The sequence below is a fragment of the Paenibacillus sp. Y859 genome (assembly GCF_056786405.1).
In genome coordinates, this window is sequence record NZ_JBXCIZ010000001.1 from 404,703 (window position 1) to 431,350 (window position 26,648).

The following is a 26,648-nucleotide window of genomic DNA, read 5'->3' on the forward strand; positions in this document are numbered from 1 at the left end:
TCCCTAAGGGGCAAGACATTTGTACATTCTCCCGATTAAGTTTCTATCTAAGATTCATAACAAACCTTACAGTTGCTATTTCATCAAGTTCATTTTGTTCCCGGAGTAACGTCTCATGTTGAAATTTGTCCTTTGCTTTCTCACGAGATTTCATCCATACTTTTTCATCCAACATCTTATCTGTTAAATGACTTTGACTTTTTCGCACTACCACATTCGCTTTTCGAACATCCACATGCTTTCTAATAATACATTGTTCTAGATGCTCTACGTACGTTTGAATAGCTTGTACTTTTACAACAGGAGCGGAATTCTCAATCTCCAATTGAAGTTGATTCGTCATTTCAATCCTCATATTTTCGAATTCTTGTAAGAAGTTCTCTTCTTCCTGTAGTTTAGCAATGGCATTGGACAATATCCATTCTGCTTGTGTCTTCTCGTTCCCTTTCAAGTTCACAATATTCTGAAATGCATAATGAAATCTCATGCTTTATCATTCATCTCCTCGAAAATTCAGAAATCAAGCGTTCCTTCACTTCCTGAAATGATACTTTCTCATTTACCTTTTGCCTACTAAAGTCCCAGATATTCTGAATGAAGTCAATAGATTCGTCAATACTATCATTTGATCCACGATGGTATGCACCAATATTAATTAAATCCTCAGATTCCGTATATACAGCGAGCAGTCGTTTTAAGTTCTCAGCAGCTTCAGTATGTTCATCTGATGAAATATCTTTCATCACCCTACTGATGCTCGCTAGAATATCAATCGCCGGGAAATGACCTTTATTAGCAATATTTCTGTTTAACACAATATGTCCGTCTAGAATACCTCGGACCGCATCCGCAATGGGCTCATTCATGTCGTCACCGTCAACCAATACGGTATAAAAAGCCGTTATAGAGCCAGTAGGACCCGTCCCTGCTCTTTCTAACAGTTTGGGAAGATTAGCAAAGACGGATGGTGTATAACCTCTCATAGCAGGCGGTTCACCAACGGCGAGTCCGACCTCACGCTGCGCCATCGCATAGCGAGTAACTGAATCCATCATTAACATGACATTCATCCCACGATCACGGAAATATTCTGCGATCGTCGTTGCAATAAGTGCACCTTTGATTCTAATTAATGCAGGCTGATCGGATGTAGCTACAATAACCACAGAGCGCTTCAATCCCTCAGGGCCTAGATCACGTTCTATAAAATCGAGAACTTCTCGACCGCGCTCACCAATTAGTGCAATGACATTAACATCAGCAGAAGTATTCCGGGCAATCATTCCCATTAATGTACTCTTACCCACACCTGAACCAGCAAAGATACCAACCCGTTGCCCTTTCCCGATTGAAAGCAATCCATCAATAGCTCTCACCCCAATACTAATGGGTTCAAGCACTCTGGGTCGATTCAATGGATTCGAAGGAGGTCTAAACGTTGAACTGAAGGCCATTCTTGTTGGGATCAGAGACCCATCTAAGGGTTGACCTAATCCATCCAATACTTTCCCTAGTAATTCAGACCCTACTTGCACACTTAGTGGCTTCCCTGTACCTACCACATCACAACCTGGCCCAATAGACTGAAGGTCTCCAAGTGGCATCAACAGCACCTTGTTATCCCGAAACCCTACCACTTCAGCTTGGAGTGGCTTGGTGCTTTTACTAGGGTAGATGTAGCAGACATCTCCGATGTTCGCATCTGGACCTTCCGACTCAACCATCAACCCGATCACTTGTGTCACTTTCCCATTAACTCTCACGGGATCTAAATGATCCAGATGATCCAAATAACGCTGACTATCAAGCACTTTCATCCTGATTTCTCCGATCATCATTATCTAGAGCTATACGAATCAGTTCTTTCTTAATTTCGACTAGCTGTGTATCAATTCGCGCGTCAATACTTCCGAGTGATGACCGGATGACACATCCGCCATCATTCACAGTAGCATCAGGTAATATTTTCAGTTCTGCCTGTGAATCAATCGATAGACACAGCTCTTCTCTAGCTGCTTGTACAAACTCATAATGAACTGGAGAAACACATAAAGTGATAACTCCTTGTTCTCTTTTCCTCGCTAAGTTTCTTTTGATCAAATCAATCATAAATTCACTCTCGATTGTCAACTGCTTCTCAATAACTTTTTCAGCAATTGCAGTGCTTAGTTCTACCAAGAAAGGCTCCGCCTCTTGAATAATCTCATTCTTAACACGGTAAGCTTCTTCCAGCACAGCCTGAGCTTCAAGCATCATTTCTTCTATCTTCTTCTGAAGCTCTTCTTCTGCCTTGATACGTCCCTCGCTGTGACCTTGCTCATAAGCTTCCGATTTAATGGCTTCTGTTAAATGTTCATCTTGTTCTCGACGTTCATGCCACCATTGGTCGATAGTTTCTGTAGCTTTCGATAACAGTTGTTCCGATTCCTGTGATGATTCACGAATTTGCCGTTCTGCAAATTCCTTAGCATCTTGAAGTATTTCTGTCTTCAGTCTTTCTGTTTCTTCGTCAATCCGAATAGTAACCTCTTCATTTTCAACGAGGACTTCTTCGATCTCCAATTCCGTTTCCAGCTCACTAGTGTTGTAATGTTTAGACAAATCCAATTCCTTCAACACTTCCACAGGTATATACTGGGAATGTTTGATCAAATTAGACAATGATGTCATCTCCTCCACCGCGAGCAATTATTATTTCACCGGCTTCTTCCAATCTGCGTATCGTACCGACAATACGTGTCTGCGCTTCTTCGACATCACGTAGTCTTACAGGACCCATGAATTCCATTTCTTCTTTAAAAGATTCGGACATACGTTTGGACATATTACGGAAAACAACATCACGAACTTCATCACTTGCCACTTTGAGCGCAAGTTGAAGATCTGCATTCTCAATATCTCTAATAATCCGTTGAATGGATCTATTATCAATATTCACGATATCCTCAAACACAAACATCCGCTTCTTGATATCCTCTGCCAATTCTGGATCCTGAATTTCCAATGCATCCAGAATTGTACGCTCAGTACCCCGATCAACTCCATTTAGGATTTGAACGATAGACTCAAGACCACCCGCATTGGTGAAGTCCTGTGTCACTGTTGATGAAAGTTTCTGTTCAAGAACTCTTTCTACTTGATAAAGAACTTCAGGAGATGTACTATCCATAACTGCAATTCTTCGAGCTACATCTGCTTGTTTCTCCTGAGGTAACGATGACAGGATTACTGCCGATTGCTCGAATTGTAAATATGAAAGTACCAGGGCAATCGTCTGTGCATTTTCATTTTGTAAAAAGTTCAATATCTGATTCGGATCCGCTTTACGTGCAAAATCGAAAGGTCTTACTTGAAGAGTGGCTGTCAATCGACCAATAACCTCAAGTGCCTTTTGTGGTCCAAGAGCCTTTTCTAAAATCTCTCTTGCGTAGTTAATACCACCTTGCGAGATATACTCTTGCGCTATACAGATTTGATGAAATTCAGCCATGATCGTATCTTTTTCTGAGCTATCTACTGTTCGCACATTAGCAATTTCAAGAGTTAATTGTTCAATCTCTTCATCGCGTAGATGTTTGAATATTTGTGCAGAAACTTCAGGCCCTAGGGTGATGAGTAGAATCGCCGCTTTCTGACGACCACTCAACCCTTGATGATTTGACTTTGCCAATAAACCCACCTCTATTCGTCAGCCAGCCATGTACGCAGCAAGTTGACGAATTCGTCTGGTTTCTTTTTCGCCAGCGTTTCGAGCTGTTTACGCACTTGACTTTCATTATTCAAACTTTCCAAATTAATGGAAGGAAACTCCGTAGGAACTTGCAATGGAACATCCTCATCGAATTCCTCATTTTGTTTACGACGACGGAATATGAAATATCCACCTACTCCTAACAAAGCTAAGACTGCTAGCCCAATCCCCCACAAAAGACCGCTGGAAAGACTTATTCCTGACTTACTAGTATCAACAATATTATAATTTTGAGCATAGACCGAAACTTTTTTATCTAAGTCAGCGTCTGTATATGTAATACCAGAATCCGCAACAGAGGCTCTCACAATATTAACCAGAACATTCTTTATCGCATCTTGCGTAGCTTCATCCAAACTATTCTGTCCCGTAGGTGGTTCCACTGCTACATTTATGGTTAAATCCTTTACAGAGTAGGGGCTTGATATAATATCTCTTGTAATCCGGTTAACATCATAATTCACTGTTTCTGATAGTTCTTCAGAGGTTGTACTACCCGAATCGGTACTACTTGGATATCCTGGAATCTCTTCCGGTCCAGTTCCAACCACACCACTATCTTGAGCACTGGTACCCGAATAATTTTTCGATATCTTCTGTACGCTGATTTCTATACCCTTCATGTCTTCTTGATTTACGGGTGTAACCATCTTTTCGTTACTTTGAATTTTATCAAAATTGAGCTTGGAAGCTACAAGGACTTCTACCTTGCCCTCACCAGTAAATTGGGTTAGAAATTTCTTCACATTTTGACGAACTTCATTTTCAAACCTTTTTTGTAACGCGAAGTTAGCTTCCAATACTGATGTTAGACCACCTTCCCCACCCTTCACCGTTGAGATCAACTCAACATCACCATTTAGGATAGTGATGTTCTCAATCGGGAGATTTGGGATAGCTGTCTTCATCAGATTATAGTAACCGTCAATGGCTTCTTGTTTAGGACTATATCCCATCTTGAACTCCAATACGGCTGAAGCTGATGCTTTATCTTCATTCCCTGTACTTGCAAAGACACTTTCTTCTGGCAAACTGACGAGTACTTTAGCATCTCTAATACCATTCATTCTTGTCAATAGTTGTTCTACTTCACCGTTCAAAGCGTTATTATACTTCACATTAAATTCACTGTCTGTCATTCCGATTGCAGATGAACTTTGCTCAAAAATTTTGTAACCTATTGAGCCATTCTCAATAATGCCCTGAGACCCCACATCTACTTTCGCACGCGCAGCCTGTGTGCTTGGTACGGACACACTTTTTCCATCAGGACTTAATTTATAAGAGATATTACTTTCTTCCAAATAGGTCATAATACCTGCCGCATCAGCTGCATTCAAATCTTTAAATGCTACTTCATATTCTGTCTTTGATAACATCATCGTTATAATAATAGTAGAAATAATGATAAGTGATAGTGTAGATCCAAATATTATTTTCTGATTTTTACTGAATTGATTCCAATACTGGGTAACTTTATCCTTATACCCGGTAATTCTCTCATTCACATTGTCACCCCACCCGAAGCTTAGCTAGAATTCTCTATAATTGTATTCTCATAATCTCTTGATACGCCTCAATCACTTTATTTCGAACTTGTGCAGTCAACTGTAAACTCAATAAAGCTTGTTCGGCAGTGATCAGGACTTCATCAACATTTGCTTGTCCAAGTAACAGTTTCTCACTCATAACACTTGCATCGACCTCTTGATTTGACACTTGTTGAATTGCATTTTCTAAGTAAGCCCCGAAATTACTAAGTGATTCTATTGGTGTGGCAGATTCTTTTCCTATATTGTTTGGCATCTGCAACGGTTTAACTAGTTCTGTATTGAACATCATGTTTTGAATCATTCAATTCCCTCCTTTACATATCTAATTAACTCTTGCCACTACCGTCCAATCTCCAACGCTTTCATAATCATGGATTTAGATGCGTTAAGAGCTGTAATATTAGCTTCATAAGAACGCGAGGCTGAAATCATATCGACCATTTCCTTATTCATGTCAACATTCGGCATCATAACATACCCTTCGGCATTAGCATCCTGATGCGTAGGGTTGTATACGGGCTTTAACGGAGCACTATCTTCTTCAATAGATTTCACTCTAACACCAGAACCAATACCTTTCGAAGAGTTTCCGCTCATTTGAGATTGAAGCATTTTGGAAAAATTCGTTTCATTCGGTGAAAACACAACCATTTTCCGTCGGTAAGGCACTACTTCCCCATTAACCACACTTGCTCTTGTTGTTCCTGCATTCGCAATATTAGATGAAATAATATCCATCCGCAGTCTTTGTGCAGTCAACGCAGTTGCACTTATTCCAAAACTATTACTTAGAGTCATAATCTATTAGCTCCCTTGCACTGCAGTACGCATCATTTTCATTTTATTATTAACTAGTGATATGTAAGAATTGTAACGAAGTTGGTTATCTGCTAATAGTGACATTTCCAGTTCTACATCAACATTGTTTAAATTATTATTCATCACCGTCGAAGAATCCATAGTAACAACTGACGATGGCATTTCCGTAATAGGTCCAATCGTAAAATGACGTGAGTCAGTCCTATTCCCTTTAAGAGTTCGCATTTCTTCATTCATTTCTTGTTGTAGTAGACTTTCAAACGAAACTACAGAACGTTTGAAATAGGGCGTTTCTGCGTTAGCAATATTATTAGAAATTACTTGTTGTCTTGTATTTGCTGCATCTAATGCGCCTTGTAACTTTTGAAAAGTTGCACCATTTAACAGATTCAATTCTGACCCTCTCTTTCGAATTTCTGTTTTTAATTTTTCTTTAAATACTCAGTTGACCTTTTTAACGTTGTTAAAGATAGTATTTCTACAAAGAGATACAAATCCCTTTTTTTCGACAAAATTCTTTTAAACCTTCTTTTAAATCCTAATGCTTTATCGGCATTTGCAATTCATCAAACATTTTGTCGTATAGGCTCATTTTCTTAAATTTTATGCATTATTACAATAAGAAAAAAGCCCTATTTTTCTATAAATGAAGGACTATTATCTTATATTTAATATAACAAAAAAAGTTTATGATCAATATCGGTCAACGAAAGGGGTTTTAAACCGGGATCTTGCTGATTAATCCCGATTCGAATTTAATTTCGTAACATTTACATAAATTATTAACATTTAAATATGATTGCAAATGAAACTTTCGACCTATATACTATCATTTAGATAAATGTATGGAATCCACAACGTTAGTAAATGTGATTTCATCAAATTAGATATTTTACAATATTACCTTTACCAAGATAGAACATCTCGCTCTAGTTCGACAAAGTGTAACTATCTATTGAACTGTAAAAAAAGAGCAAGACTCGTAAAAAACGAGTCTTGCTCTTTTGATTTATCTACAATATATACTGGCTCAAATCACGATCTTGAGCTATATTAGCTAACTTCTCACGTACGTATTCAGCGGTGATCGTCATGCTCTCTAGAGTTAGCTCAGGAGCCTCAAAGGATAAATCCTCCAACAACTTCTCTAGAATAGTATGAAGTCTTCTTGCACCAATGTTCTCCGTATTCTGATTGACTGTTGCTGCCATCTCTGCAATGACACGAATAGCGGCTGGATCAAATTGAAGTTCTATGTCCTCTGTCTTTAGCAATTGAACATATTGCTTCGTCAGAGCATTCTCTGGTTCTGTTAGAATAGATACGAAATCTTCTAACGTTAAGCTATTCAATTCAACACGTATTGGAAAGCGACCTTGTAGCTCCGGGATTAAATCTGAAGGTTTAGCCATATGAAAGGCTCCTGCCGCAATAAACAAAACAAAATCCGTTTTTACAGGACCATACTTTGTCATGATCGTAGACCCTTCAACTATCGGAAGAATATCACGCTGAACACCTTCTCGTGATACATCCGGTCCACTGCCCTTACCTGTACTTGCCACTTTATCAATTTCATCAATAAATATAATCCCTGATTGCTCAGCACGTTGAATTGATTCTGATATCATATCGTCCATATCAATAAGTTTGGCTGCCTCTTCCTGAATAAGCACCTCGCGTGCATCTTTAATCGGAAGTTTCCGTTTCTTCGTTTTCCGCGGAAGAAGATTACCAAACATTTCTTGCATATTCATTCCCATCTGCTCATTACCTTGTCCAGCAAATAGGTCCATCATAGGCGAACTAGCATCCTCGACATCAATTTCAATGTTATCGTTCTCTAGATTACCTGATAACAAATCAAATTTAACTTTTCTCCTACGCTCAATGATGCTACTATCCTGTTCTTTCTCTTCCGGAGGAGTCTGTTGATTACTGTTATTCCCGCCAAAAAGCATTTCAAACGGATTTCCCTGATTCTTAGTACCTGTTGTACTGGATGGAACAATCATCTCTATAATACGCTCATTAGCCAATTCTACAGCTTGTTCATGGACTTTCTCCGTACGTTCCAACTTGACCATGCGAATAGATATTTCGACTAAATCCCGTACCATCGACTCAACGTCACGCCCAACGTATCCAACTTCTGTGAACTTCGTTGCTTCAATCTTCACAAAGGGAGCGTTGACCAATTTCGCAAGTCTTCTTGCAATTTCTGTCTTACCCACACCCGTAGGACCTATCATCAAGATGTTCTTTGGGACAATCTCATCTCTTATATGTTCTGGAAGCTTATTACGTCTATACCGGTTACGAAGTGCTACAGCTACTGACTTCTTAGCTTGCTTTTGTCCGATAATGTATTTATCCAATTCAGCTACAATTTGTCTGGGCGTCAAAGATTGATTACTCATCATAGTTTCCTCCACGCTATAGTGTATTAACACGTACAATCCTATAATTCTTCCACCACAATATTCCCGTTCGTATACACACAAATTTCAGATGCAATTTGTAAAGCCTCTCTTGCAATATCCTTAGCTTCCAGTTGAGGTGAATGTCTTTTAAGTGCTCTACCTGCAGCTAACGCAAAATTGCCACCTGATCCAATAGCAATCACATCATCATCTGGTTCAATGATTTCTCCACCACCAGAAATGAGTAACATCCCATCTTTGTTCAGAACAATCATGAGAGCTTCTAGCTTACGGAGAATTCGATCTTGACGCCAATCCTTGGCCAGCTCAACAGCGGCACGTTGAAGATTCCCGTGATGTTCTTCAAGCTTACTTTCAAACTTTTCAAACAATGTTATCGCATCAGCTACTGAACCAGCAAACCCTGCAATGACCTCTCCACGATATAATCGTCGAACTTTTTTAGCTGTCGTCTTCATAATGACACTCTCACCGAAGGTAACCTGACCGTCACCGGCTATGGCTGCTTTACCATCATGTCGCACTGCGCAAATCGTTGTCGCATGAAATGATAGATCCATCCTTTGACCTCCTAATTATCTACATTCGTCTCTGACTTGAAAGCACGAATACTCTCGAGAGCCCTTTCAGCTAGAGCTTCATTCTTCTCTTTCTTGTTACGGATCTTCTTCTCTAAGCTAGGCAAAAGTCCAAAGTTAGCATTCATCGGTTGAAAATGTTTAGAATCTGCTGTCGTAATATACTGCGACATACTACCTAGTGTACTCAATGGAGGGAATACTAGACATTCCTCACCAAGAGCCATTCTCGCGGCGTTAATGCCCGCTATAAGACCCGATGCCGCTGATTCAACATAACCTTCGACTCCTGTCATCTGACCGGCAAAGAAGAGATTCTCATTGTCTTTCAATTGATAGGTAGGTTGAAGTAATCTAGGTGAATTAATAAATGTATTACGATGCATAACACCGTATCTTACGATATCTAAGTTCTCAAGCCCAGGAATCATACCAAACACACGTTTTTGCTCGCCCCATTTAAGATGCGTCTGAAATCCAACCATGTTATATAAAGTGCCTGCTGCATTATCCTGTCGCAATTGAACAACAGCATACGGAAGGGTTCCTGTGTGTGGATTCACCAAGCCGACAGGCTTCATCGGGCCAAACAGAGCTGTTTGTCTGCCGCGTGCCATCATCACTTCAATTGGCATACAACCATCGAAATATATTTCTTTCTCGAATTCTTTGAGTTCAGCTACTTCCGCCGTTATCAATGCATCATAGAATGCATTGAACTCCTCTTCATTCATCGGACAATTCAAGTATGCCGCTTCCCCTTTATCGTAACGAGAGGCCAAATATACTTTATCCATGTTAATGGAGTCTTTCTCTATAATTGGAGCAGCAGCATCATAGAAGTAGAAATATTCCTCACCCATTAACTCACGGATCTGCGCAGATAATGCCGGAGAGGTAAGTGGCCCTGTCGCAATCACAACGATCTCTGAATCAGGTATATGTGTAATCTCCTCATTAATCACTTCTATTAAAGGATGATTATGAAGTGTCGTCGTTATTTCACCTGAGAATCCATCACGATCTACAGCAAGCGCTCCGCCCGCTGGTACCGCGTTTCTATCTGCTGATCCCATAATCAGTGAATTCATCATTCTCATTTCTTCTTTCAAGACACCTACGGCATTACTCAAACCATTCGCCCGCAAAGAATTACTACATACTAATTCAGCGAATTGATTCGTATGATGGGCCGGAGTCTTCACTACAGGTCGCATTTCATATAATCTGACAGGTACTCCACGGCTAGCTATTTGCCAAGCCGCTTCACTTCCCGCAAGTCCTGCACCTATTACAGTTACTCTTTGTGGTTCTTTCAACTTCACTACCCCCTGCAATTGATCAATCTTCTGTATCATCATTATCTTCAACCAATTCAACATGATCACATGCTGTACATTGAAGTTTATTTCCTTGTTTATTACGTTTCTCAACCATTAAGGAATCACACTTCGGACATGGCTTCAATGATGGGCGATTCCATGACACAAAGTCACACTCTGGATATTTATCACACCCGAAGAATATCCGTCCTTTCTTGCTACGTCTTTCTACGACATGACCTTCCTTACATTTAGGACAACTAACGCCAATATCCTTAATGATAGGTTTCGTATTTCGACAATCCGGGAATCCGGCGCATGCTAGAAACTTACCAAATCTACCTATCTTATACACCAGAAACTTCCCGCATTTTTCACAAATCTCATCGGAAACTTCGTCTTCAATTTCAATCTCTTTCATTTCTTCTTCAGCTACGATAAGGCGTCTCTCGAAAGACTCATAGAAATCAGCAAGTACTTTAACCCATTCTTTCGCACCTTCACCTACGTGATCTAAGTCATCCTCCATATGGGCTGTAAATTCTACATCTAGAATTTCAGGGAAAAATTGCTCCATTTGCTCGATTATAAGCTCACCCAGCTCAGTCGGCATAAATTTCTTTTCTTCCATCGCGATGTATCCACGCTTTTGAATCGTCTCCAACGTAGGCGCATATGTACTCGGACGCCCTATACCTAGCTCTTCAAGCGTCTTTACTAGACGAGCTTCCGTATATCGTGGTGGTGGTTGCGTAAAATGTTGCTTCGGTTCGACATCTTTCTTAGTTAACTTATCTCCAGGTTCAAGGGCAGGCAAGAACTTATCATCATCCGTCGTCCCATCATCATTACCTTCTACGTACACTTTCATAAAACCAGGGAAACGCACCTTAGAACCGACAGCTCGGAATGTCGCTTTACCTACGGCAATATCTACGGAAAGCGTATCCAGTATTGCTGATGCCATCTGACTGGCAATAGCACGCTCCCATACTAGCTTATAAAGACGTAATTGATCACGACTTAGAAATGGCTTCACACTGTCTGGTTCTCTAAGAATGGATGTAGGACGAACAGCTTCGTGAGCATCTTGCGCATTAGCCGCTTTCTTGGAGAATTGACGTGGTGCTTCTGGTACAAAAGCTTCCCCATATTTACTCCCAATCAGTTCCTTAATTTCTTCAGCTGCGGACGCCGCAATACGTGTTGAATCTGTACGCATATAAGTGATAAGACCGACTGTACCTTCTTTACCTAATTCAACACCCTCATAAAGTTGCTGAGCTACTGACATCGTCTTCGCTGCACGAAAATTAAGTTTTCTTGCAGCTTCTTGTTGCAATGAACTCGTCGTAAAGGGAGCGGACGGATGACGCTGACGCTCTTTCTCCCTAACTTCACTAACCTTATAAGAAGCACCTTTAATTTCTTTCAATACTTCCTGCACGTCTGCCTCACAGGATAGATCCTTCTTCTCACCATGAAGTCGATGGAATTTCGCTTCGAACGTTGTGTCTCCCTTAGCCAACTGTGCAGTAATGCTCCAGTATTCTTCTGGAACAAAGGCATCAATCTCATTCTCGCGATCCATAATAATCTTAACTGCAACAGATTGGACACGTCCTGCAGATAAACCCTTTTTGACTTTCTTCCATAATAGGGGGCTTATTTTGTAACCTACTAATCGATCTAGAATTCTCCGAGCTTGTTGCGCATTGACGAGATCCATATTAATTTTACGCGGTGTTTTAAAAGCATCTTTGACAGCCTGCTTCGTAATCTCATTAAACACTACGCGGCAATCTCCAGTTAAATCAACATCAAGCGCTTGTGCCAAATGCCAAGCAATCGCTTCACCTTCGCGATCCGGATCGGCTGCAAGATAGACATATTTCACTTTTTTTCTAGCATCTTTCAATTCCTTCAATATAGAACCTTTTCCACGAATCGTAATATATTTGGGATTAAAGTTATTCTCAACCTCAACGCCAATTTGGCTCTTAGGTAAATCTCTTACGTGACCCATAGATGCCTTAACAATATATTTGCTTCCTAAATATTTACCAATCGTCTTCGCCTTTGCTGGCGACTCTACGATAACTAGTGAATCTGCTGCCATGAGTTCATCTCCTCTCAAACAATCGAACCTTCAAATTCTCAATTACTTCATTATATAATCTTATATATAGCACCAGGCAATTGGATAATCTGCTTTTTTATGATTAAAGATAACAGAACTGAATGCAAATGTCCAAAAACCCAGTGACTTTGCAGTAGTAATTCATCCACTGTAAATGGACCCTGCTCGAGTATATGGTATAGTTCAACCTCATCAGTTGTCAAATCCTCATTTATTAAACGATTACTTTTCGCTTCAATAATTCCCTTTAATTTCATGTCATCGTTTCTATCTTTGGACAGACGTGATTCATACTCCTCGAGTATATCTTTTCCACATGTGACCATCTTTGCACCTTGCTTTATCAAATTGAGGGCACCTTTGCTTTTAGGTGACGTTACCGGTCCTGGAACAGCGTAGACATCACGCCCCGCATCCATTGCCGCATCTGCAGTAATTAGCGATCCACTTCGAGCATCCGCCTCAACTACTAGCGTTCCTACACTCAGACCTGCAATAATTCGATTGCGTTGCGGAAATAAACCCGGATGTGACGGGGTACCCAAAGGATATTCTGTTACAATTAATCCATGCTTAACGATCTGCCCAAATAATGATGTATTCTCCGCAGGATAAATAATATCCATTCCCGTCCCCATGACTGCAATGGTTTGCCCACCACATTTCAATGCTGCTTCATGACATACCGTGTCTATTCCCTTAGCCATGCCACTTATAACCGTTACACCTGCGGCGCACAACTCTTCAGCCAAAACCGAACCTACCCTCCGTCCATAAGCTGTCGGAATACGCGTTCCTACCATAGATATACTAAGTGTATGAAGTAATTTCTGTTCCCCGAGACAGTATAACACCCACGGTGGTTGATGAGTTTCTTTTAATAAATAAGGATACTGCTCATCAAATATCGTTAACACTTCAATTCCACGCTCTACACGCTGGGCTCTACGTTCTTCGATTCGTTCTTTCGACAATTGTCTGAAAATCGTTTCCGCCTTATCTCGCGTTAATCCCGCTTTCTCCCAATCCAAGTGACTATAATTCAGCATTTGAACCGAGAAAACCCCATTTCTCGACAATCGTTCAATGGTCTTCCATCCAACTCCATCCAATTCATGTAACGCTATAAGCATCATTCTTTCTTCCTCAGTTCTCATAATTGCCTCCTCAAAAATAGGTTAGTATACCCTTTAATAAAATGATACATGATCCATACAAGTAGAAACGGCTATGCCGTCCTTTTGTTCAAAGACGATACCCATTTCAGCGGAAATATAAGGTATAGAGTATCAAGTGAAACTTATAATTTCTTATATTTCGAAAAAAAAGCAACCTTTTATTCCCCAAAAGGGAATAAAAGGTTGCTTACCTTGTGCAGCTATTATACATGAAACGACATTACTGTGTCATGCACTTATCTAAAATACCATGTTCTTCTAAAACACTTACTAGAGTAGAACCCATTTCTGATGGCGTAGGGGCAACCTTGATACCACATTCTTCAAGCTTAGAAATCTTCTCCTCAGCTGTCCCCTTACCACCAGAAATAATTGCTCCTGCATGTCCCATACGTTTACCTGGAGGTGCAGTTACGCCACCAATAAAACCAACTACAGGCTTCGTCATATGCTCACGAATCCACTCCGCTGCTTCTTCTTCAGCCGTTCCACCGATTTCACCAATCATAATAACAGCGTACGTATTGGGATCCTCATTAAATAGATTCAAAATATCAATGAATTCAGATCCCTTCACTGGATCTCCGCCGATTCCTACTGCAGAGGATTGACCGATTCCACGAGTCGTAAGTTGATGAACCGCTTCATAAGTCAACGTTCCACTTCTTGAAACGACACCTACATGTCCTGGAAGATGAATATAACCAGGCATGATACCAATTTTACATTCACCAGGTGTAATGACACCCGGGCAGTTAGGTCCGATCAATACCGTCTTCTTACCTTCTAAATAGCGAGAGACCTTGACCATATCCAGCACTGGAATACCTTCTGTAATACAGATCACGAGATCCAATTCCGCATCTATCGCTTCAAGGATCGAATCTGCTGCAAAAGCTGGTGGAACATAAATCACGCTTGCTGTCGCTCCTGTTGCTTGTTGCGCCTCAATCACAGTATTAAATACCGGTAAGCTAACAGTTTCCCCATTCTCCAATGTAATATCTACATTTGTACCACCCTTACCTGGAGTTACTCCACCCACCATTTGGGTACCATAATCCAACGCGCCTTTGGTATGGAATAGACCTGTCGCCCCCGTAATACCTTGGGTAATGACTTTGGTATGTTTATCGACTAAAATGCTCACGATTACTTCACATCCCCTATCGATTTAAAAGTGGTTATTGTACGAGCGAGACAATCTTTTGTGCGCCATCTGCCATCGAATCTGCAGCAACGATATTAAGTCCCGACTCCGCTAAAATTTTCTTTCCAAGATCAACATTAGTACCTTCTAATCGAACAACGAGCGGGCGTGTTAATCCAAGCTGTTTGGCAGCTTCGACGACACCATTTGCAATGACATCGCAACGCATAATACCGCCAAAAATATTAATGAATATCCCTTTAACTTTTTCATCGGATAAAATAATTTTAAACGCTTCCGTTACCTTCTCAGTTGTGGCACCGCCCCCAACATCGAGGAAGTTAGCCGGGTCCCCACCATAATATTTAATAATATCCATCGTTGCCATAGCCAGACCAGCACCATTGACCATACAACCGATATTACCATCCAAAGCAATATAGCTAAGATCATATTTAGACGCTTCAATTTCCTTCAAATCTTCTTCATCTAAATCGCGAAGTTCCTGAATATCTTTATGTCGAAATAATGCGTTCGAATCGAAATTCATCTTCGCATCCAAAGCGATAACATCGCCATCGCCTGTAATAACTAATGGATTTATTTCAGCTGTGGAGCAATCCTTATCAACAAAAGCATTGTACAATCCCGTCATAAATTTAGCAGTCTTATTTACTAACTCATTCGGAATGTTAATCGCATATGCTAATTTGCGAGCTTGGAACATCTGTAACCCAATAGCAGGATCAATTAATTCTTTAAAAATCTTCTCTGGGGTGTTCGCAGCGACTTCTTCAATTTCAGTGCCGCCCTCCTCAGATGCCATCATGATAACTCGTCCTGTTGCACTATCTACAACAACACCGACGTAATATTCTTTGCGAATATCACAGCCTTCTTCAATTAGGAGTCGTTTAACCTCTTTACCAACTGGTCCTGTCTGATGAGTAACTAACACTTTTCCGAGAATTTCTTCTGCATACGTACGTACTTCATCTAGGTTCTTGGCTACTTTAACACCGCCAGCTTTCCCTCGACCTCCAGCATGAATCTGTGCTTTAACAACCACTACTGAGCTACCTAAAGATATAGCAGCTTCTACCGCTTCTTCCACTGAGTAGGCGACTTTCCCATTTGGAACGGAAATGCCATACTGTTTCAACACTTGCTTTCCTTGATATTCATGGATATTCATTAACAAATCCTCCTATCAACATTGCTGAAAAAAGTCGAGCCTCCCGAGTATAAATGATATACTATCTTCATTAAAAGAGCGTATACATTTCTACAAAAAATATAAGTTAAGTCTCAGTTTAAATGGAACCTTCTTATATTTTATTGGAAATATTTATAAACTAAATTCATTGTACCATGTTTTTAAAACGCTTTCCTTAATATAAGCACATCCAATAGACACTCTTTTGATATCGGTTTCATCCCTTATTGCGAATGATTAGAAAAATATAGGAGGTTAGTGTTCAAAGTATGGGCTTACTCCTTCTTAAGGCTCTAAACCAAAACTAGTGCTTGACAAAAGCTTATGTAGGAGACTGATGCGATGACGGATTGTCCTTACGATCGCTGTTGAAATCATAGGGAGACATTCATCCTACCTTCTTGTTCAGTGAGTGTCATATTCCTGCGAAAGTGCAGGCTTTTCCATCGAAACCAATGATATCTCGAATATACCTGCGATCGTGCAGGTATTTAATCATAAGTAAGAAGGTTTGTCCCTTTAATAGGCTAATAGATGTATTATCGTAGGAATTTGGAGTGAAACGCTAGATCAACCAGAAAAAAGATGTATCGTTGCAGGCTTTATAACATACGGTGCTTGGTGTTGGTTCTATGAGAACGATGCTCGATAGAACCGTAGTAAAGTCGCTCTTAAGTTACTTCAAAACGGATCTTATCGAAATAGTCAAGCGCTAATTTTAGTGTTGTGCCCTTCTCAATATTGACAATTACTTCTATTCCATCTAAGATTGAAGTAATTATTCACTTAAGCAAAAACTTATAATTTCATGTATTTATAAAAGGAAGCACCTTTTTTCTAATGCGGTATACAGTCTACATCGTATCCATTATATAGAAGAGAGGTGTTTTTTGATTATGTACGGAAAAATGCATAGTGCTTGTTTATATGGAATTGATGGCGTAATCATTCAAGTCGAAGTTGATATCTCCAATGGGTTACCGCAAACTGCCATTATTGGTCTTCCAGACTCAGCCATCCGAGAAGCGGTTGAGCGAGTTCGTGCATCCATTAAGAACTGCGGTTTTCGATTTCCTATGCAAAGAGTTACGATCAATCTAGCTCCAGCAGATCTTCGAAAGGAAGGTTCAGCATTCGACCTGGCCATCGCACTTACTATTCTAGTTACTAGTGGTCAGATTATTCTTCCTCCTGATCTTCGGTTACTCATGATCGGAGAGCTTGCATTGGATGGATCATTAAGACCTGTATCCGGTGTACTGTCGATGGTAGATCGTGCGAAACATGAAGGGTTTAATGCTGTTCTATTACCGCTGGAGAATGCTACTGAGGCAGCTTTGATTACAGATATCCAAATCTTTAGACTAGGGCATTTAAACGAACTATTATATCCCGATGCCTTTCGGCCTAAAGCTGGGAGAAAGGAAACCGATCCCCCTGTTATTTTTCATTCGTTGGATTTTCTTCTCTATTCTCCTCTACTTACTCCAAAATCGTCAGATTCTGATGAGGATACCACTGCTCATGAAGATTATAGTGATGTGTTAGGTCAACAACATGTAAAACGAGCACTTACCATTGCATCTGCCGGCATGCATAACATTATGCTAATCGGTCCTCCTGGTACCGGAAAAACGATGTTGATCAAACGTTTACCTACGATTTTGCCTGCTTTAACAGAACAGGAAGCTCTTGAGACGACCAAAATATTCAGTGCGGCCGGTAAGCTAAAAGAACCTTCAGCGGGATTATTGAAACGCCGTCCCTTCCGTTCACCGCATCATACTATTTCTGCCGGAGGACTCATTGGTGGGGGAACGATTCCTAAGCCAGGAGAAGTTAGTCTAGCTCACAGAGGAATACTATTTCTTGACGAGCTCCCTGAATTCTCCCGTAACGTCTTAGAAGTATTACGGCAGCCTTTAGAAGACCGCTCCGTAACGATTAGTCGCGCAAGAGCTGTTCATACTTTCCCCGCACATTTCATGCTAGCAGCTTCGATGAATCCGTGTCACTGCGGATATCTTGGAAGTGATCACCCTAAACAACGTTGTACATGTAGCAGTGCTCGTATTGCCCAGTATCGCGCGAAAATATCAGGCCCTTTACTGGATAGGATCGACCTACAAGTGGATGTTCCTCGACCCAAAGAATGGACCAAAGAAACGAAGAGCTTGTCTTCACAAGAAATGAAAGAGCAAGTCATGAGGGCTCATCAAATACAGATACAGCGCTACAAGCGTTTACCCTTTTCTTGGAATAGCGAGTTATCTGGAAGGCATCTTCGCAACTTTGCTGTTCTTTCTTCAGCAACGGCCACTATGCTACAAGAAACAATCGAGGCGCTTGGACTCAGTATGCGAGCCTATGACAGAATATTGAAATTAGCAAGAACGATTGCTGATCTTGAGGGTGATAGTACTATTGGAGCTTCTCACGTCGCAGAAGCGATTCAGTATCGAAATTTGGATCGGCAACTGCGTGATGAGTGAGGGGGTATGAATAATGGACTATTCAGCGTATCGTCTAAAAACCTAAGTGCAGTATGACTTTGAAATTATGAATTCGATTCAATTATGGTGCAACCAATATCGGTAGTTGTCAAACATGTTGTCAATAATCGAGTCTATAAAATAGATTGTGTAAACTCCAAAACCTATTAAAATAGTAGTATAAGAAAGGTTGGGGAGAACACTTGGGATTATGGACGAAACAGCAATTACGAGAGTTTATTAAAGAGAATAAACTGGTGTCAGCACAGGATGCTCAGAATGCATTGAAAGAGTTGTTTGCTGAGACGTTGCAAGAGATGCTGGAAGGTGAGATGGATGCTCATTTGTTTTTCTAGATGCCATTCACTTCAAGGTCAAACATGAGGGAGCCATTGTAAACAAAGCAGCCTATTTGATCCACTAAAAATAACCTTAATCAAGCGTAAAATAACTAGAATGGAATTTATCGAAATGGTTGGTATTTCTTCTTCAACCTCTGCTAGAATGTGGCGTGATGAGTATATTGCAATGAAGATAATAGATGATATTTGCAACGTATTGCAATGTGACTTATCAGACGTAATTGATCATAAACAAGTACTACTTGTTGATACTGGAACACCAGACAACACAAAAAAGCCTTGAGATAATTACTCTTAGGGCTTTAACTTTGATTAGAACTATTAAAACCTTAAAACATTAGAAGAAATTCGTCTTTTATGATCTTTTTCGTACATCCAATCCAAAGTTCTCAAAAAAATCTTTTGTTTCCAGTACTAGAGGCATTTTAGTGTTGAAATTATCAATTTTCAAATTAAATCCTGCATCTCTACGTTGATCTAACAAAGCAATACGATACTCTCTTTGATGTTTATAGAAATCATCTTTCACAAATATTGAAGACAATGATTTTCCATAATCACGTATTCTTGCTTCATGATTTACAGAATAATCAAAGTAATCAACAAGACGAGCACTGTATGCTATATTATTGTTAATCATATGTGCATCAACAGAATTCATGAATTCAGCGGCATTAATAACAATAGCTTTTTCACCAAACGTTTCTTCCATGATTGATTTGTCCTGCTCATCCAGATCAAATACTAAAGAAAGCATTTCATCGGTCTCATTAACGACCTTAAAATCCTGTGGGGTAAATGCTGTTATACAAAATATTGGTAAGTCGTCATAGTAATGATTTCTTTCAACCAATAAATCTGAGTAGCCTTCTCCGACCTTTTCCTTTGTACCATGTTTATAAAGAGTAAAATTAAAATCTCGGATTACATTAGCACCTTCGAACTTATCGCCCTGTCCTTTTATTTTTGTTTTCTCTTCAAGCTCTACAAAATATTTAATTGGATTCATATAAAGATTGCCATTAACTAAAGATTCTACAAATCTCTCTTGAGTGAACTTCACCATAAATAGTATCTCTTTGCTTTCAAATCCCTGTATCTCAGATAGTTTCATATAAATCGACTCCTTATTTTGTAATTATTTTATTTACCCATTAAATAAAATCTACATTTCATAACTAAATATTATACCTAATTCACAGTTTTAGGTATTTGCTTATTTCATAGTCGATATATTCAACTCTTATGATGTCAATTTCAAGTATTTCCTTTCCTTGTCCATCAAAGCATGTATTGCAATGAAGCGACAAATCTTCATTTTTAATCGTATTATACAAATAGAATAGTATTGGAGCAATCACTCTATTATCGTTATCATTAGATTTAAAATGAACTATACATGGCACAGTACTCTGAATATATTTTTCTAAAAGGTCAATTTTGAAAATGGAAGAAAAAGCTGAACATATATCTTCAATTATTTCCGGAGACCTTAAATAATCATGGTTCCCAATTTCTTTAAACTTAAAAGCAACATCTTTAACAAGCATTGCAAATGGACCCCAATGAAACGAATTTGATACCTTTAGTTTATATAGATAACCATCATTACCAATACGAGTTATATTTTCCCGAAAATAAGCCCAATCATTTTCTGTAATGACCTCTTTAACTAACGAATATAAATAGTTCCATATTTGTTCAACTTGCTTTCCTAATGGATGTATTGAACCCTCAAAATTATTATCTACAGGAACTCTTGTAAGATGGAACCAATGCGTTTCTGTTATATTATTGTTTGGTTCATATTTTTCTTTGAACATTTCGTACAACAACTTATCTCCAGTATTTTCATACCTATTAATTTCATAAAATCTATCCATATCAAAATTACTTAAAGTACTATAAATCTCATTACTGGTAGCCTTGTAATAATTTGATATTGATTCTAATGATGATTCAAAAGTAGCACAATTAATGATCATAAGATAACCACCCTTGTCAATATATCTTTGTACTTATTCCTCATCAATCTTGCATTTCATAACCTATTGTTTACTGCCTAATGGTTTTTTAAATACTTCAACGAACGCTTCTTCCGCTTTTTCTCGAACAAATTTATTGCTACCCTTCATAATCAACTGAAGTACGTACCATTCGTAATCATTGTAGGGATGTTCATCAATATTAACCCCCTCTTTCCCATCGAGTTTCATACAGACATCATAATTTGTTCCCGATCTATTTTCATTGTATTGTTTATTAAATATATGACTCCTCACTCTATGTTTTGTTGTATATGCATGGCCTCGATAAATGGCTTTAAATTCTCCAATAACGAATTCGCAGGGATTCTCATCGATCCTATAATTAGTAAGGATTATGTAAAATCCTGCCCCATACTTAATTTTATCAATATCTTCGTAATCAGAAACTCTTATAATTTTAGCCAAAGTATCGCAATGATCAATTTCTACATTTCTAAGAGTATTAAAATATACTACAAATTCTTCTTTGATTTTATTTCCTAGAGTGTTCATTTCGGACATTATATTATTGATATTATAGAGAGTTTTAGACATTAATAATAAATCTCCCTTCGAACCTAACGAAAGGTTGCTTTTTACTGAATGGTAATTATTGTTCTTAATCCACCTTCATTAAGGTTAACCCCATATCCACCAATCAATTTAACTCTGCTGTATAAGTCATTTGCAATTCGTTTGTAATTATCTCCATAGTGAAAAGCATCGAGAGCAACTTCTTTATTCGTATGTAATTCTTGCAGAAAATTAACCATTACAGGAATACTATTGTTCGTTGTAGACATCAACGATCATCCCCCTTAATTTTGATAAAACATTTCTTTTACTTAATATTGTTGTCGAGCATTAACCTTCCAATCTCAAATAATACAGCAAACTCAACTTTTAACACCTTGTCAATAACTGAATTATCTAACTTTCGATAATAGTTCATTCCATCGGTATAAATCACATTGTAAATCGGACTTATATCAAACACGTATTTGGGTATTAGATTTCCAACTCCTTGTAGTATACCAGCAGTAATCGAATGATTCCCACCATTTACAAATCCGATTCTTATTGGCAGCCACAACTCTACTGCGTGATTTGTTGTATCTTCAGACCACTCTCCCCAAAACCTGCCTGTTCCTATATTCACAAGAGAGTCACTATACCTATCATTATTCCATGGCCACGGTAACACTAAATCTTCTTTTAAATTAACTTTTGTATAATCAGAAGGGAGGCTTTCAAAGAAATCATACATTGTTTTTCCGTTTTCAATAGGTTTACTATTACTGAAAAACATGTGCCAATAGTCAATATTGGGCAATCTAATTTCTTCAATATTATAAAGTAGATTAGTCAGATAATGAGTTTGAATTCTAAGACCAATTAGTTTAATGAAATCGTAAATGGGATGTCTTAATACCTGGTTGTTTCCATCGAATCGTTCACCACGTTTATTGTGTTTAGCGATAATGACTCTCGCTTCATTCATCATATGGTCAAATAAAATCTTATTTTCTTTGTCAGTGGATTTAATAGGAGTATTAAAAACACCAAATCCCCTTTGTCTATTTTTTATTTTAAACATCATCGCGCCCACTCTACTCTCTATTAAGTCTATTAAAATAGTTATTTGATTAAATCTGGTTCACTTATAAATCCAATAAATTCCTTTCCAGTTGAAGAGGTTCTCGCAGTAAGCATTCCGTCCTTTGTCATCATTGTATTCATGAATGAACTTGAACTAAGTAAGCCTTTCTGATGCAAATCATTTATTACTAAACCAACAAAATCCTCATTCCCAGTTAACTCTGGATAGTATCTATAAAATGCTGTACTTGCGCCACCCATGTATAAATCATTGTAGTCTATTCCTTTTTCATCAAGATTTCTTATGGGATTCTCGAAATAATATAAAATTTTTAAATGTAATTCTGTTAATTCGCTTATCATTGACATAAATAAATCAATCTTACTTTCCTCAATATCAATTTCTATAGCTACATTGGTAATCGCATTAAGTAGAGCCATCCGTTTAGTAGCTAAATGATTCCTCATTGCAATATTTGTTGCCTGTAAAACTACACTTAGAAACAACTCATTATCCGCAAGTTTATTTAAATCTAAAGAATTTTGCTCTAGTCTGTTCAACCTTTCATCAATTAAGATGATAATATTCTCTCTTCTCTTTTCAGCGGGCTGAGTTACATATAAAGAAAACGCTTCCGATAAGAGATTGCCAACTAAAGGAACTGAGGAAATTGTTGCTTTCATCAAACCATGTGCCACATCGCCCTTGGTGTGTTTGAAACTTTCTTTGATATCATTCACTCTATGTTCACCCCTATTAATTTTTTATGAAATAAACCTAGCATAATGTTTAACAAAGGTTTATTACCGCACTTTATTCTACTTTTTATTTTCTTTGGACTTCTTGTTAAAAGTTAAGCGATAATTACAATAACACCCACCTATCTTTCTATCAAATATTTGATTCATCAAAACTCTTCATGTTGATCTACAAACATCTCCAACAGATTTATTTAAGATACAGTTTTTTAATTTCATCGATATTCACCTTCATGTGTCTTTTCCTAATCGATATTCCACTTATACTCAAATGCATCATCTTTCCCCGAGCTTCTTCTGATAGATTATCAATAAGTTCTGACAAAATTTCATCAAATATTTTATCTGGATCATTTCCCTCACTAGAACTATTATCGTGAAACTTCGTCCTATAATAATCTTCAAATAATTTTCTGTGTGACTCGTCATAAGGCAGAAAATAGTTAAGACTCAAATATTGTTCCGAATTTGAATAGACACCATTTATAGTATCTTTGTCATACTTCCAACGAATATTTTTATGATGTCTTATTTTCAATTCATCTAGTCTGGAATCATCGTCCGAATACAAACACATTACATAACTGTCTGATGAAAAACTTGGCTCAATTACAACTTTGGCAGAATTAAAACCATGCTCATTAATTTCGGTTTGTACTATTTTGATTTAATTATTTCTATCGTTGGAAAAGAACAGATACTTTCCATGAAACTCACTTGACTCAGATGTACCTATGTAATTATCCGAATTAATATATTCCCCAACCTCATGCTCTTTACTTTTCAAAATTGTCATTCCGTTCTTAAACGTATTTTTGATCAAACTCACAATTCATCTGGATTTACGATGATTAATGTTTTCTATTTGCTTAATGTATTTCCAATCAGCAAGATATTTATCTAACGATGAGAACCAATTACCTTTATCTTTGACTTCGACACAATATTCATTCTCATCATCATCTAATAGAACAACTACTGGTGTTTAGTTTTCAGGACTTAGAAGAACATCTCCAAGCATAATTTCTTTCCCATTCAATAACCTTCCTGTTTGGTACTTCATAGTTTACTCCTTTCTAAATGAAAGATTCGTTTTACTTCCATAGCTCAATGTCGAACACACGCCTATCCAACTTGGTAACACTATCATCCAAGTCTTCAACACTATTACCGATTTCATCGACAATGCCATTTAAATTCCCTACTTCTTGCTCGATATTAATTAATCTCTCATCACTACCGTTGATATTTTTCTCAACCGCATTCACTTTTATTTCAAATACTGCCACTTCTAATTCAAGAAATTTTGTATTCAACTCTTCTAAAGTAGCCGTAAGCTCATTGTTTGATTCCCTTAACTTTATTAACTCAGTAGTCTGCTGCTGGTTAGCTAAAAATAAAAATCCAAACAAACCAAGTAGAACCACTCCAAGTAATCCAACAATAACCTTTCTTTGCATGATTAACCCTCCTTCAAATATTTTCAATATGAACTTTTTATGAAAGGCTAATTTCGTATCATTCCTGCAATGTTTAATCTTGGTTTTAATGTCTTTATTAATTCGTTTTCAAGCTCAATAACCTTCTGTTTATCATTCTTATCAAATGCAATAAACGAAACTAAGTAATTATCATTCAAATACTCAACCGAATCAATTCCTGCTTTCAATGAATAAGTCCTTGCTACATTCTTTCTAAAAGCGGATTTATCAATAGCAAGCTTGTTATTATAATAGATCGGATTATTTATTTGAAAACTGTCTTTAGCCGTATGTTTTACTTCTCTTAGTTCTAAGTAATTCACATTCAGATGTTGCGACCATATCCTAGTTCTTAATCCACCTTTTCCTGTCGCTTTACCTATGTAGACTAATGAATCATCACTTTTATCAAACCAAGCGTATACACCAATATCCTTTGGAATATCATCTCTGGTTATTGTTTTAGCATCATATTTAATAGTCCACATACAAACCAACACCATCCAATCTGTTGAATTCAATAATTAATCAAAGACTCATTTTATATATCTACTATACTCACCAAAATCAATTTCCCAATCAACTAAATTTCTCATGAACCAAATTCTCTGTGCTTCCCTTATATGTTCATGATAGCGTTCCTTAGTACATTCGTTCACACGCATGAAATGTTCTATTAATTCATCTTCATTTAGTTTTCCTTGCTTTATAAAAATTTGACTTTGCCCAAAATGAATAATATGATGACACATTTTGCAAACAGCCGTCAAACCAATCAAAGTTTGAGTTTCCATAAACTCATCGTATCCCCAAATTTCGTGACAATGTAACTCTGTTGTTCCATCAAAGCATTTTTCACATTTATGACCTGCTTTATAATAAGTCTTCTTGCGCATTATATCCCATGTAAATCTGCTTACTTTTGCTCTAATATTTTTTCCGAATGAGTTTCTAGGAATCATATCTATAGAAACTTTTAGTTCGTTCGGTTTCAACAAAGCACCTTCTTTGCAGTGAATTTAAAATATACCGATTAAAGAATTCATTTACAGCGACTTCTAATCTCCATACGTTGCCTTAGTCTCTTCCATTGTTAACTCAGGCATTGGTTTACCTTCATAATGTTCCAATGCCATCCACTAAAACCACACTTTTTTCCAATGTGGTCTAGATAATGTTTCTGCTATGGAGTAATCCTGATTTTTGACTTCTTTTATTTTAAGTACTTTTGAACAAGAATAGCTATTTCAGCATCGAATTACATTACGATATCACTCTTTCAAAACTTAAAATGCTTAGCGATTCATTTTAATTCTTTCTCTAATCTTTTTATTGATATTTCCCCATTTCAACTTTTTCTCTTCGTATAAACCACCTAAAAAATCATTCTGCAAGTCTTTCCGTATTTGAACTAATTCTAATGTCATTTTTTTGCGGCACTATCAATTTGATCAACAGTACTCTTAATTTCTCTATCTGTATGTCCAGCCTTAGTAGTGAAATATCTAGTCAAATCGCTCAAATAAATACCCATTTGAGTCCCTGTTTCATAAATAGATTCCACTTGTCCATCATAATGTTTCAGAATAATTTCGCGTTGTCGAAACTTCACAACCACCCTATTAGTTGAATCGTGTTGTAAATCACATTTTGATATATGATTCAGAAATGATTCAAGGTTAATCTTATCTTTCATTAACATGTTATATATATCCTTAACACCTAAAATATCTACATAATGTTCCTTTACTACACTGATAGCCTCGATCATTTCATC

29 protein-coding genes and 1 pseudogene are annotated in these 26,648 nt (G+C 37.9%); 3 read left to right on the forward strand and 27 right to left on the reverse strand.

The features are described from left to right. Nucleotides 1-43: 43 nt before the first annotated feature. The 15 genes from fliJ to sucC form a co-directional block, all read right to left on the reverse strand. The gene (fliJ, locus tag AC1TO8_RS01980) at nt 44-487 is read right to left on the reverse strand and encodes a flagellar export protein FliJ (RefSeq protein ID WP_482053932.1); all 444 of its coding nucleotides are present in this window, start codon (nt 485-487) and stop codon (nt 44-46) included. Nucleotides 488-497: 10 nt separating this feature from the next. Continuing rightward, nucleotides 498-1,817, reverse strand: a complete 1,320-nt coding sequence (fliI, locus tag AC1TO8_RS01985; protein ID WP_482053933.1) for a flagellar protein export ATPase FliI — start codon at nt 1,815-1,817, stop codon at nt 498-500. Continuing rightward, nucleotides 1,804-2,661 (reverse strand): FliH/SctL family protein, encoded by an 858-nt coding sequence (locus AC1TO8_RS01990; protein WP_482053934.1) that lies wholly within the window; start codon nt 2,659-2,661, stop codon nt 1,804-1,806. The genes fliI and AC1TO8_RS01990 overlap by 14 nt, the downstream gene beginning before the upstream one ends. Then, on the reverse strand, nt 2,654-3,670 hold the full coding sequence (fliG, locus tag AC1TO8_RS01995) for a flagellar motor switch protein FliG (RefSeq protein WP_482053935.1): 1,017 nt from the start codon (nt 3,668-3,670) through the stop codon (nt 2,654-2,656). Before fliG ends, AC1TO8_RS01990 begins: the two co-directional genes overlap by 8 nt. 11 nt (nt 3,671-3,681) lie before the next feature. Further along, nucleotides 3,682-5,259: a flagellar basal-body MS-ring/collar protein FliF gene (gene fliF / locus AC1TO8_RS02000; RefSeq protein ID WP_482053936.1), complete on the reverse strand. Its 1,578-nt coding sequence runs from the start codon at nt 5,257-5,259 to the stop codon at nt 3,682-3,684. A 34-nt stretch (nt 5,260-5,293) separates the two neighbouring features. Continuing rightward, nucleotides 5,294-5,605 carry a flagellar hook-basal body complex protein FliE gene (gene fliE / locus AC1TO8_RS02005; RefSeq protein WP_482053937.1) on the reverse strand — a complete coding sequence of 104 codons (312 nt, stop codon included), beginning with the start codon at nt 5,603-5,605 and terminating at the stop codon, nt 5,294-5,296. 38 nt (nt 5,606-5,643) lie between these two features. After that, nucleotides 5,644-6,102 carry a flagellar basal body rod protein FlgC gene (gene flgC, locus AC1TO8_RS02010; protein WP_482053938.1) on the reverse strand — a complete coding sequence of 153 codons (459 nt, stop codon included), beginning with the start codon at nt 6,100-6,102 and terminating at the stop codon, nt 5,644-5,646. Nucleotides 6,103-6,108: 6 nt separating this feature from the next. Beyond that, nucleotides 6,109-6,516 (reverse strand): flagellar basal body rod protein FlgB, encoded by a 408-nt coding sequence (gene flgB, locus AC1TO8_RS02015; protein ID WP_482053939.1) that lies wholly within the window; start codon nt 6,514-6,516, stop codon nt 6,109-6,111. Nucleotides 6,517-7,136: 620 nt separating this feature from the next. Next, nucleotides 7,137-8,543, reverse strand: a complete 1,407-nt coding sequence (gene hslU / locus AC1TO8_RS02020; RefSeq protein ID WP_482054485.1) for an ATP-dependent protease ATPase subunit HslU — start codon at nt 8,541-8,543, stop codon at nt 7,137-7,139. Nucleotides 8,544-8,584: 41 nt separating this feature from the next. Beyond that, nucleotides 8,585-9,127 (reverse strand): ATP-dependent protease subunit HslV, encoded by a 543-nt coding sequence (gene hslV, locus AC1TO8_RS02025; RefSeq protein ID WP_482053940.1) that lies wholly within the window; start codon nt 9,125-9,127, stop codon nt 8,585-8,587. Between the two features lie 11 nt (nt 9,128-9,138). Continuing rightward, nucleotides 9,139-10,464, reverse strand: coding sequence for an FADH(2)-oxidizing methylenetetrahydrofolate--tRNA-(uracil(54)-C(5))-methyltransferase TrmFO (gene trmFO / locus AC1TO8_RS02030; RefSeq protein WP_482053941.1), 1,326 nt, complete (start codon nt 10,462-10,464; stop codon nt 9,139-9,141). Nucleotides 10,465-10,486: 22 nt separating this feature from the next. Then, entirely contained in the window at nt 10,487-12,586 is a 2,100-nt protein-coding gene (gene topA, locus AC1TO8_RS02035) for a type I DNA topoisomerase (protein ID WP_482053942.1), read from the reverse strand. Nucleotides 12,587-12,636: 50 nt separating this feature from the next. Beyond that, nucleotides 12,637-13,764: a DNA-processing protein DprA gene (gene dprA, locus AC1TO8_RS02040; protein WP_482053943.1), complete on the reverse strand. Its 1,128-nt coding sequence runs from the start codon at nt 13,762-13,764 to the stop codon at nt 12,637-12,639. Between the two features lie 241 nt (nt 13,765-14,005). Continuing rightward, entirely contained in the window at nt 14,006-14,935 is a 930-nt protein-coding gene (gene sucD / locus AC1TO8_RS02045) for a succinate--CoA ligase subunit alpha (protein WP_482053944.1), read from the reverse strand. 34 nt (nt 14,936-14,969) lie between these two features. Beyond that, nucleotides 14,970-16,130: an ADP-forming succinate--CoA ligase subunit beta gene (sucC, locus tag AC1TO8_RS02050; protein ID WP_482053945.1), complete on the reverse strand. Its 1,161-nt coding sequence runs from the start codon at nt 16,128-16,130 to the stop codon at nt 14,970-14,972. A gap of 917 nt (nt 16,131-17,047) precedes the next feature. Here sucC and AC1TO8_RS02055 point away from each other — a divergent pair. From AC1TO8_RS02055 to AC1TO8_RS02065, 3 genes and pseudogenes are all read left to right on the forward strand, one after another. Then, nucleotides 17,048-18,643, forward strand: a complete 1,596-nt coding sequence (locus AC1TO8_RS02055; protein WP_482053946.1) for a YifB family Mg chelatase-like AAA ATPase — start codon at nt 17,048-17,050, stop codon at nt 18,641-18,643. A 203-nt stretch (nt 18,644-18,846) separates the two neighbouring features. Next, nucleotides 18,847-18,990: pseudogene (locus tag AC1TO8_RS02060) on the forward strand (IS256 family transposase); the annotation flags it as partial. Between the two features lie 79 nt (nt 18,991-19,069). Next, nucleotides 19,070-19,288 (forward strand): helix-turn-helix domain-containing protein, encoded by a 219-nt coding sequence (locus AC1TO8_RS02065; protein WP_482054486.1) that lies wholly within the window; start codon nt 19,070-19,072, stop codon nt 19,286-19,288. A gap of 72 nt (nt 19,289-19,360) precedes the next feature. Here AC1TO8_RS02065 and AC1TO8_RS02070 read toward each other — a convergent pair whose 3' ends face one another. The 12 genes from AC1TO8_RS02070 to AC1TO8_RS02125 form a co-directional block, all read right to left on the reverse strand. Continuing rightward, nucleotides 19,361-20,119 carry a hypothetical protein gene (locus AC1TO8_RS02070; protein WP_482053947.1) on the reverse strand — a complete coding sequence of 253 codons (759 nt, stop codon included), beginning with the start codon at nt 20,117-20,119 and terminating at the stop codon, nt 19,361-19,363. A gap of 82 nt (nt 20,120-20,201) precedes the next feature. After that, the gene (locus tag AC1TO8_RS02075; protein ID WP_482053948.1) at nt 20,202-20,990 is read right to left on the reverse strand and encodes a hypothetical protein; all 789 of its coding nucleotides are present in this window, start codon (nt 20,988-20,990) and stop codon (nt 20,202-20,204) included. Between the two features lie 63 nt (nt 20,991-21,053). Beyond that, on the reverse strand, nt 21,054-21,587 hold the full coding sequence (locus AC1TO8_RS02080) for a hypothetical protein (protein WP_482053949.1): 534 nt from the start codon (nt 21,585-21,587) through the stop codon (nt 21,054-21,056). A 41-nt stretch (nt 21,588-21,628) separates the two neighbouring features. Next, on the reverse strand, nt 21,629-21,835 hold the full coding sequence (locus tag AC1TO8_RS02085; RefSeq protein WP_482053950.1) for a hypothetical protein: 207 nt from the start codon (nt 21,833-21,835) through the stop codon (nt 21,629-21,631). A gap of 38 nt (nt 21,836-21,873) precedes the next feature. Continuing rightward, nucleotides 21,874-22,632 (reverse strand): DUF6710 family protein, encoded by a 759-nt coding sequence (locus AC1TO8_RS02090; protein WP_482053951.1) that lies wholly within the window; start codon nt 22,630-22,632, stop codon nt 21,874-21,876. 38 nt (nt 22,633-22,670) lie between these two features. Next, on the reverse strand, nt 22,671-23,372 hold the full coding sequence (locus AC1TO8_RS02095) for a hypothetical protein (RefSeq protein WP_482053952.1): 702 nt from the start codon (nt 23,370-23,372) through the stop codon (nt 22,671-22,673). Nucleotides 23,373-23,580: 208 nt separating this feature from the next. Further along, on the reverse strand, nt 23,581-23,928 hold the full coding sequence (locus tag AC1TO8_RS02100; protein WP_482053953.1) for a hypothetical protein: 348 nt from the start codon (nt 23,926-23,928) through the stop codon (nt 23,581-23,583). Between the two features lie 556 nt (nt 23,929-24,484). Further along, nucleotides 24,485-24,850: a hypothetical protein gene (locus AC1TO8_RS02105; RefSeq protein ID WP_482053954.1), complete on the reverse strand. Its 366-nt coding sequence runs from the start codon at nt 24,848-24,850 to the stop codon at nt 24,485-24,487. Between the two features lie 47 nt (nt 24,851-24,897). Next, nucleotides 24,898-25,392 (reverse strand): GIY-YIG nuclease family protein, encoded by a 495-nt coding sequence (locus AC1TO8_RS02110; RefSeq protein WP_482053955.1) that lies wholly within the window; start codon nt 25,390-25,392, stop codon nt 24,898-24,900. Nucleotides 25,393-25,407: 15 nt separating this feature from the next. After that, on the reverse strand, nt 25,408-25,866 hold the full coding sequence (locus AC1TO8_RS02115) for an HNH endonuclease (protein ID WP_482053956.1): 459 nt from the start codon (nt 25,864-25,866) through the stop codon (nt 25,408-25,410). 300 nt (nt 25,867-26,166) lie between these two features. Then, the gene (locus AC1TO8_RS02120) at nt 26,167-26,298 is read right to left on the reverse strand and encodes a hypothetical protein (RefSeq protein ID WP_482053957.1); all 132 of its coding nucleotides are present in this window, start codon (nt 26,296-26,298) and stop codon (nt 26,167-26,169) included. Further along, nucleotides 26,295-26,642, reverse strand: coding sequence for a hypothetical protein (locus AC1TO8_RS02125; RefSeq protein ID WP_482053958.1), 348 nt, complete (start codon nt 26,640-26,642; stop codon nt 26,295-26,297). The genes AC1TO8_RS02120 and AC1TO8_RS02125 overlap by 4 nt, the downstream gene beginning before the upstream one ends. Nucleotides 26,643-26,648: the final 6 nt, after the last annotated feature.

Bases quoted from the DNA above. Each gene is read 5' to 3' on its own strand.
- fliJ (WP_482053932.1), bottom strand. From the start codon at position 487: ATGAGATTTCATTATGCATTTCAGAATATTGTGAACTTGAAAGGGAAC.
- fliI (WP_482053933.1), bottom strand. From the start codon at position 1,817: ATGAAAGTGCTTGATAGTCAGCGTTATTTGGATCATCTGGATCATTTA.
- fliE (WP_482053937.1), bottom strand. From the start codon at position 5,605: ATGATTCAAAACATGATGTTCAATACAGAACTAGTTAAACCGTTGCAG.
- flgC (WP_482053938.1), bottom strand. From the start codon at position 6,102: ATGACTCTAAGTAATAGTTTTGGAATAAGTGCAACTGCGTTGACTGCA.
- hslU (WP_482054485.1), bottom strand. From the start codon at position 8,543: ATGAGTAATCAATCTTTGACGCCCAGACAAATTGTAGCTGAATTGGAT.
- hslV (WP_482053940.1), bottom strand. From the start codon at position 9,127: ATGGATCTATCATTTCATGCGACAACGATTTGCGCAGTGCGACATGAT.
- topA (WP_482053942.1), bottom strand. From the start codon at position 12,586: ATGGCAGCAGATTCACTAGTTATCGTAGAGTCGCCAGCAAAGGCGAAG.
- dprA (WP_482053943.1), bottom strand. From the start codon at position 13,764: ATGAGAACTGAGGAAGAAAGAATGATGCTTATAGCGTTACATGAATTG.
- sucC (WP_482053945.1), bottom strand. From the start codon at position 16,130: ATGAATATCCATGAATATCAAGGAAAGCAAGTGTTGAAACAGTATGGC.
- AC1TO8_RS02055 (WP_482053946.1), top strand. From the start codon at position 17,048: ATGTACGGAAAAATGCATAGTGCTTGTTTATATGGAATTGATGGCGTA.
- AC1TO8_RS02070 (WP_482053947.1), bottom strand. From the start codon at position 20,119: ATGAAACTATCTGAGATACAGGGATTTGAAAGCAAAGAGATACTATTT.
- AC1TO8_RS02075 (WP_482053948.1), bottom strand. From the start codon at position 20,990: ATGATCATTAATTGTGCTACTTTTGAATCATCATTAGAATCAATATCA.
- AC1TO8_RS02080 (WP_482053949.1), bottom strand. From the start codon at position 21,587: ATGTCTAAAACTCTCTATAATATCAATAATATAATGTCCGAAATGAAC.
- AC1TO8_RS02085 (WP_482053950.1), bottom strand. From the start codon at position 21,835: ATGTCTACAACGAACAATAGTATTCCTGTAATGGTTAATTTTCTGCAA.
- AC1TO8_RS02090 (WP_482053951.1), bottom strand. From the start codon at position 22,632: ATGATGTTTAAAATAAAAAATAGACAAAGGGGATTTGGTGTTTTTAAT.
- AC1TO8_RS02105 (WP_482053954.1), bottom strand. From the start codon at position 24,850: ATGCAAAGAAAGGTTATTGTTGGATTACTTGGAGTGGTTCTACTTGGT.
- AC1TO8_RS02120 (WP_482053957.1), bottom strand. From the start codon at position 26,298: ATGACATTAGAATTAGTTCAAATACGGAAAGACTTGCAGAATGATTTT.
- AC1TO8_RS02125 (WP_482053958.1), bottom strand. From the start codon at position 26,642: ATGATCGAGGCTATCAGTGTAGTAAAGGAACATTATGTAGATATTTTA.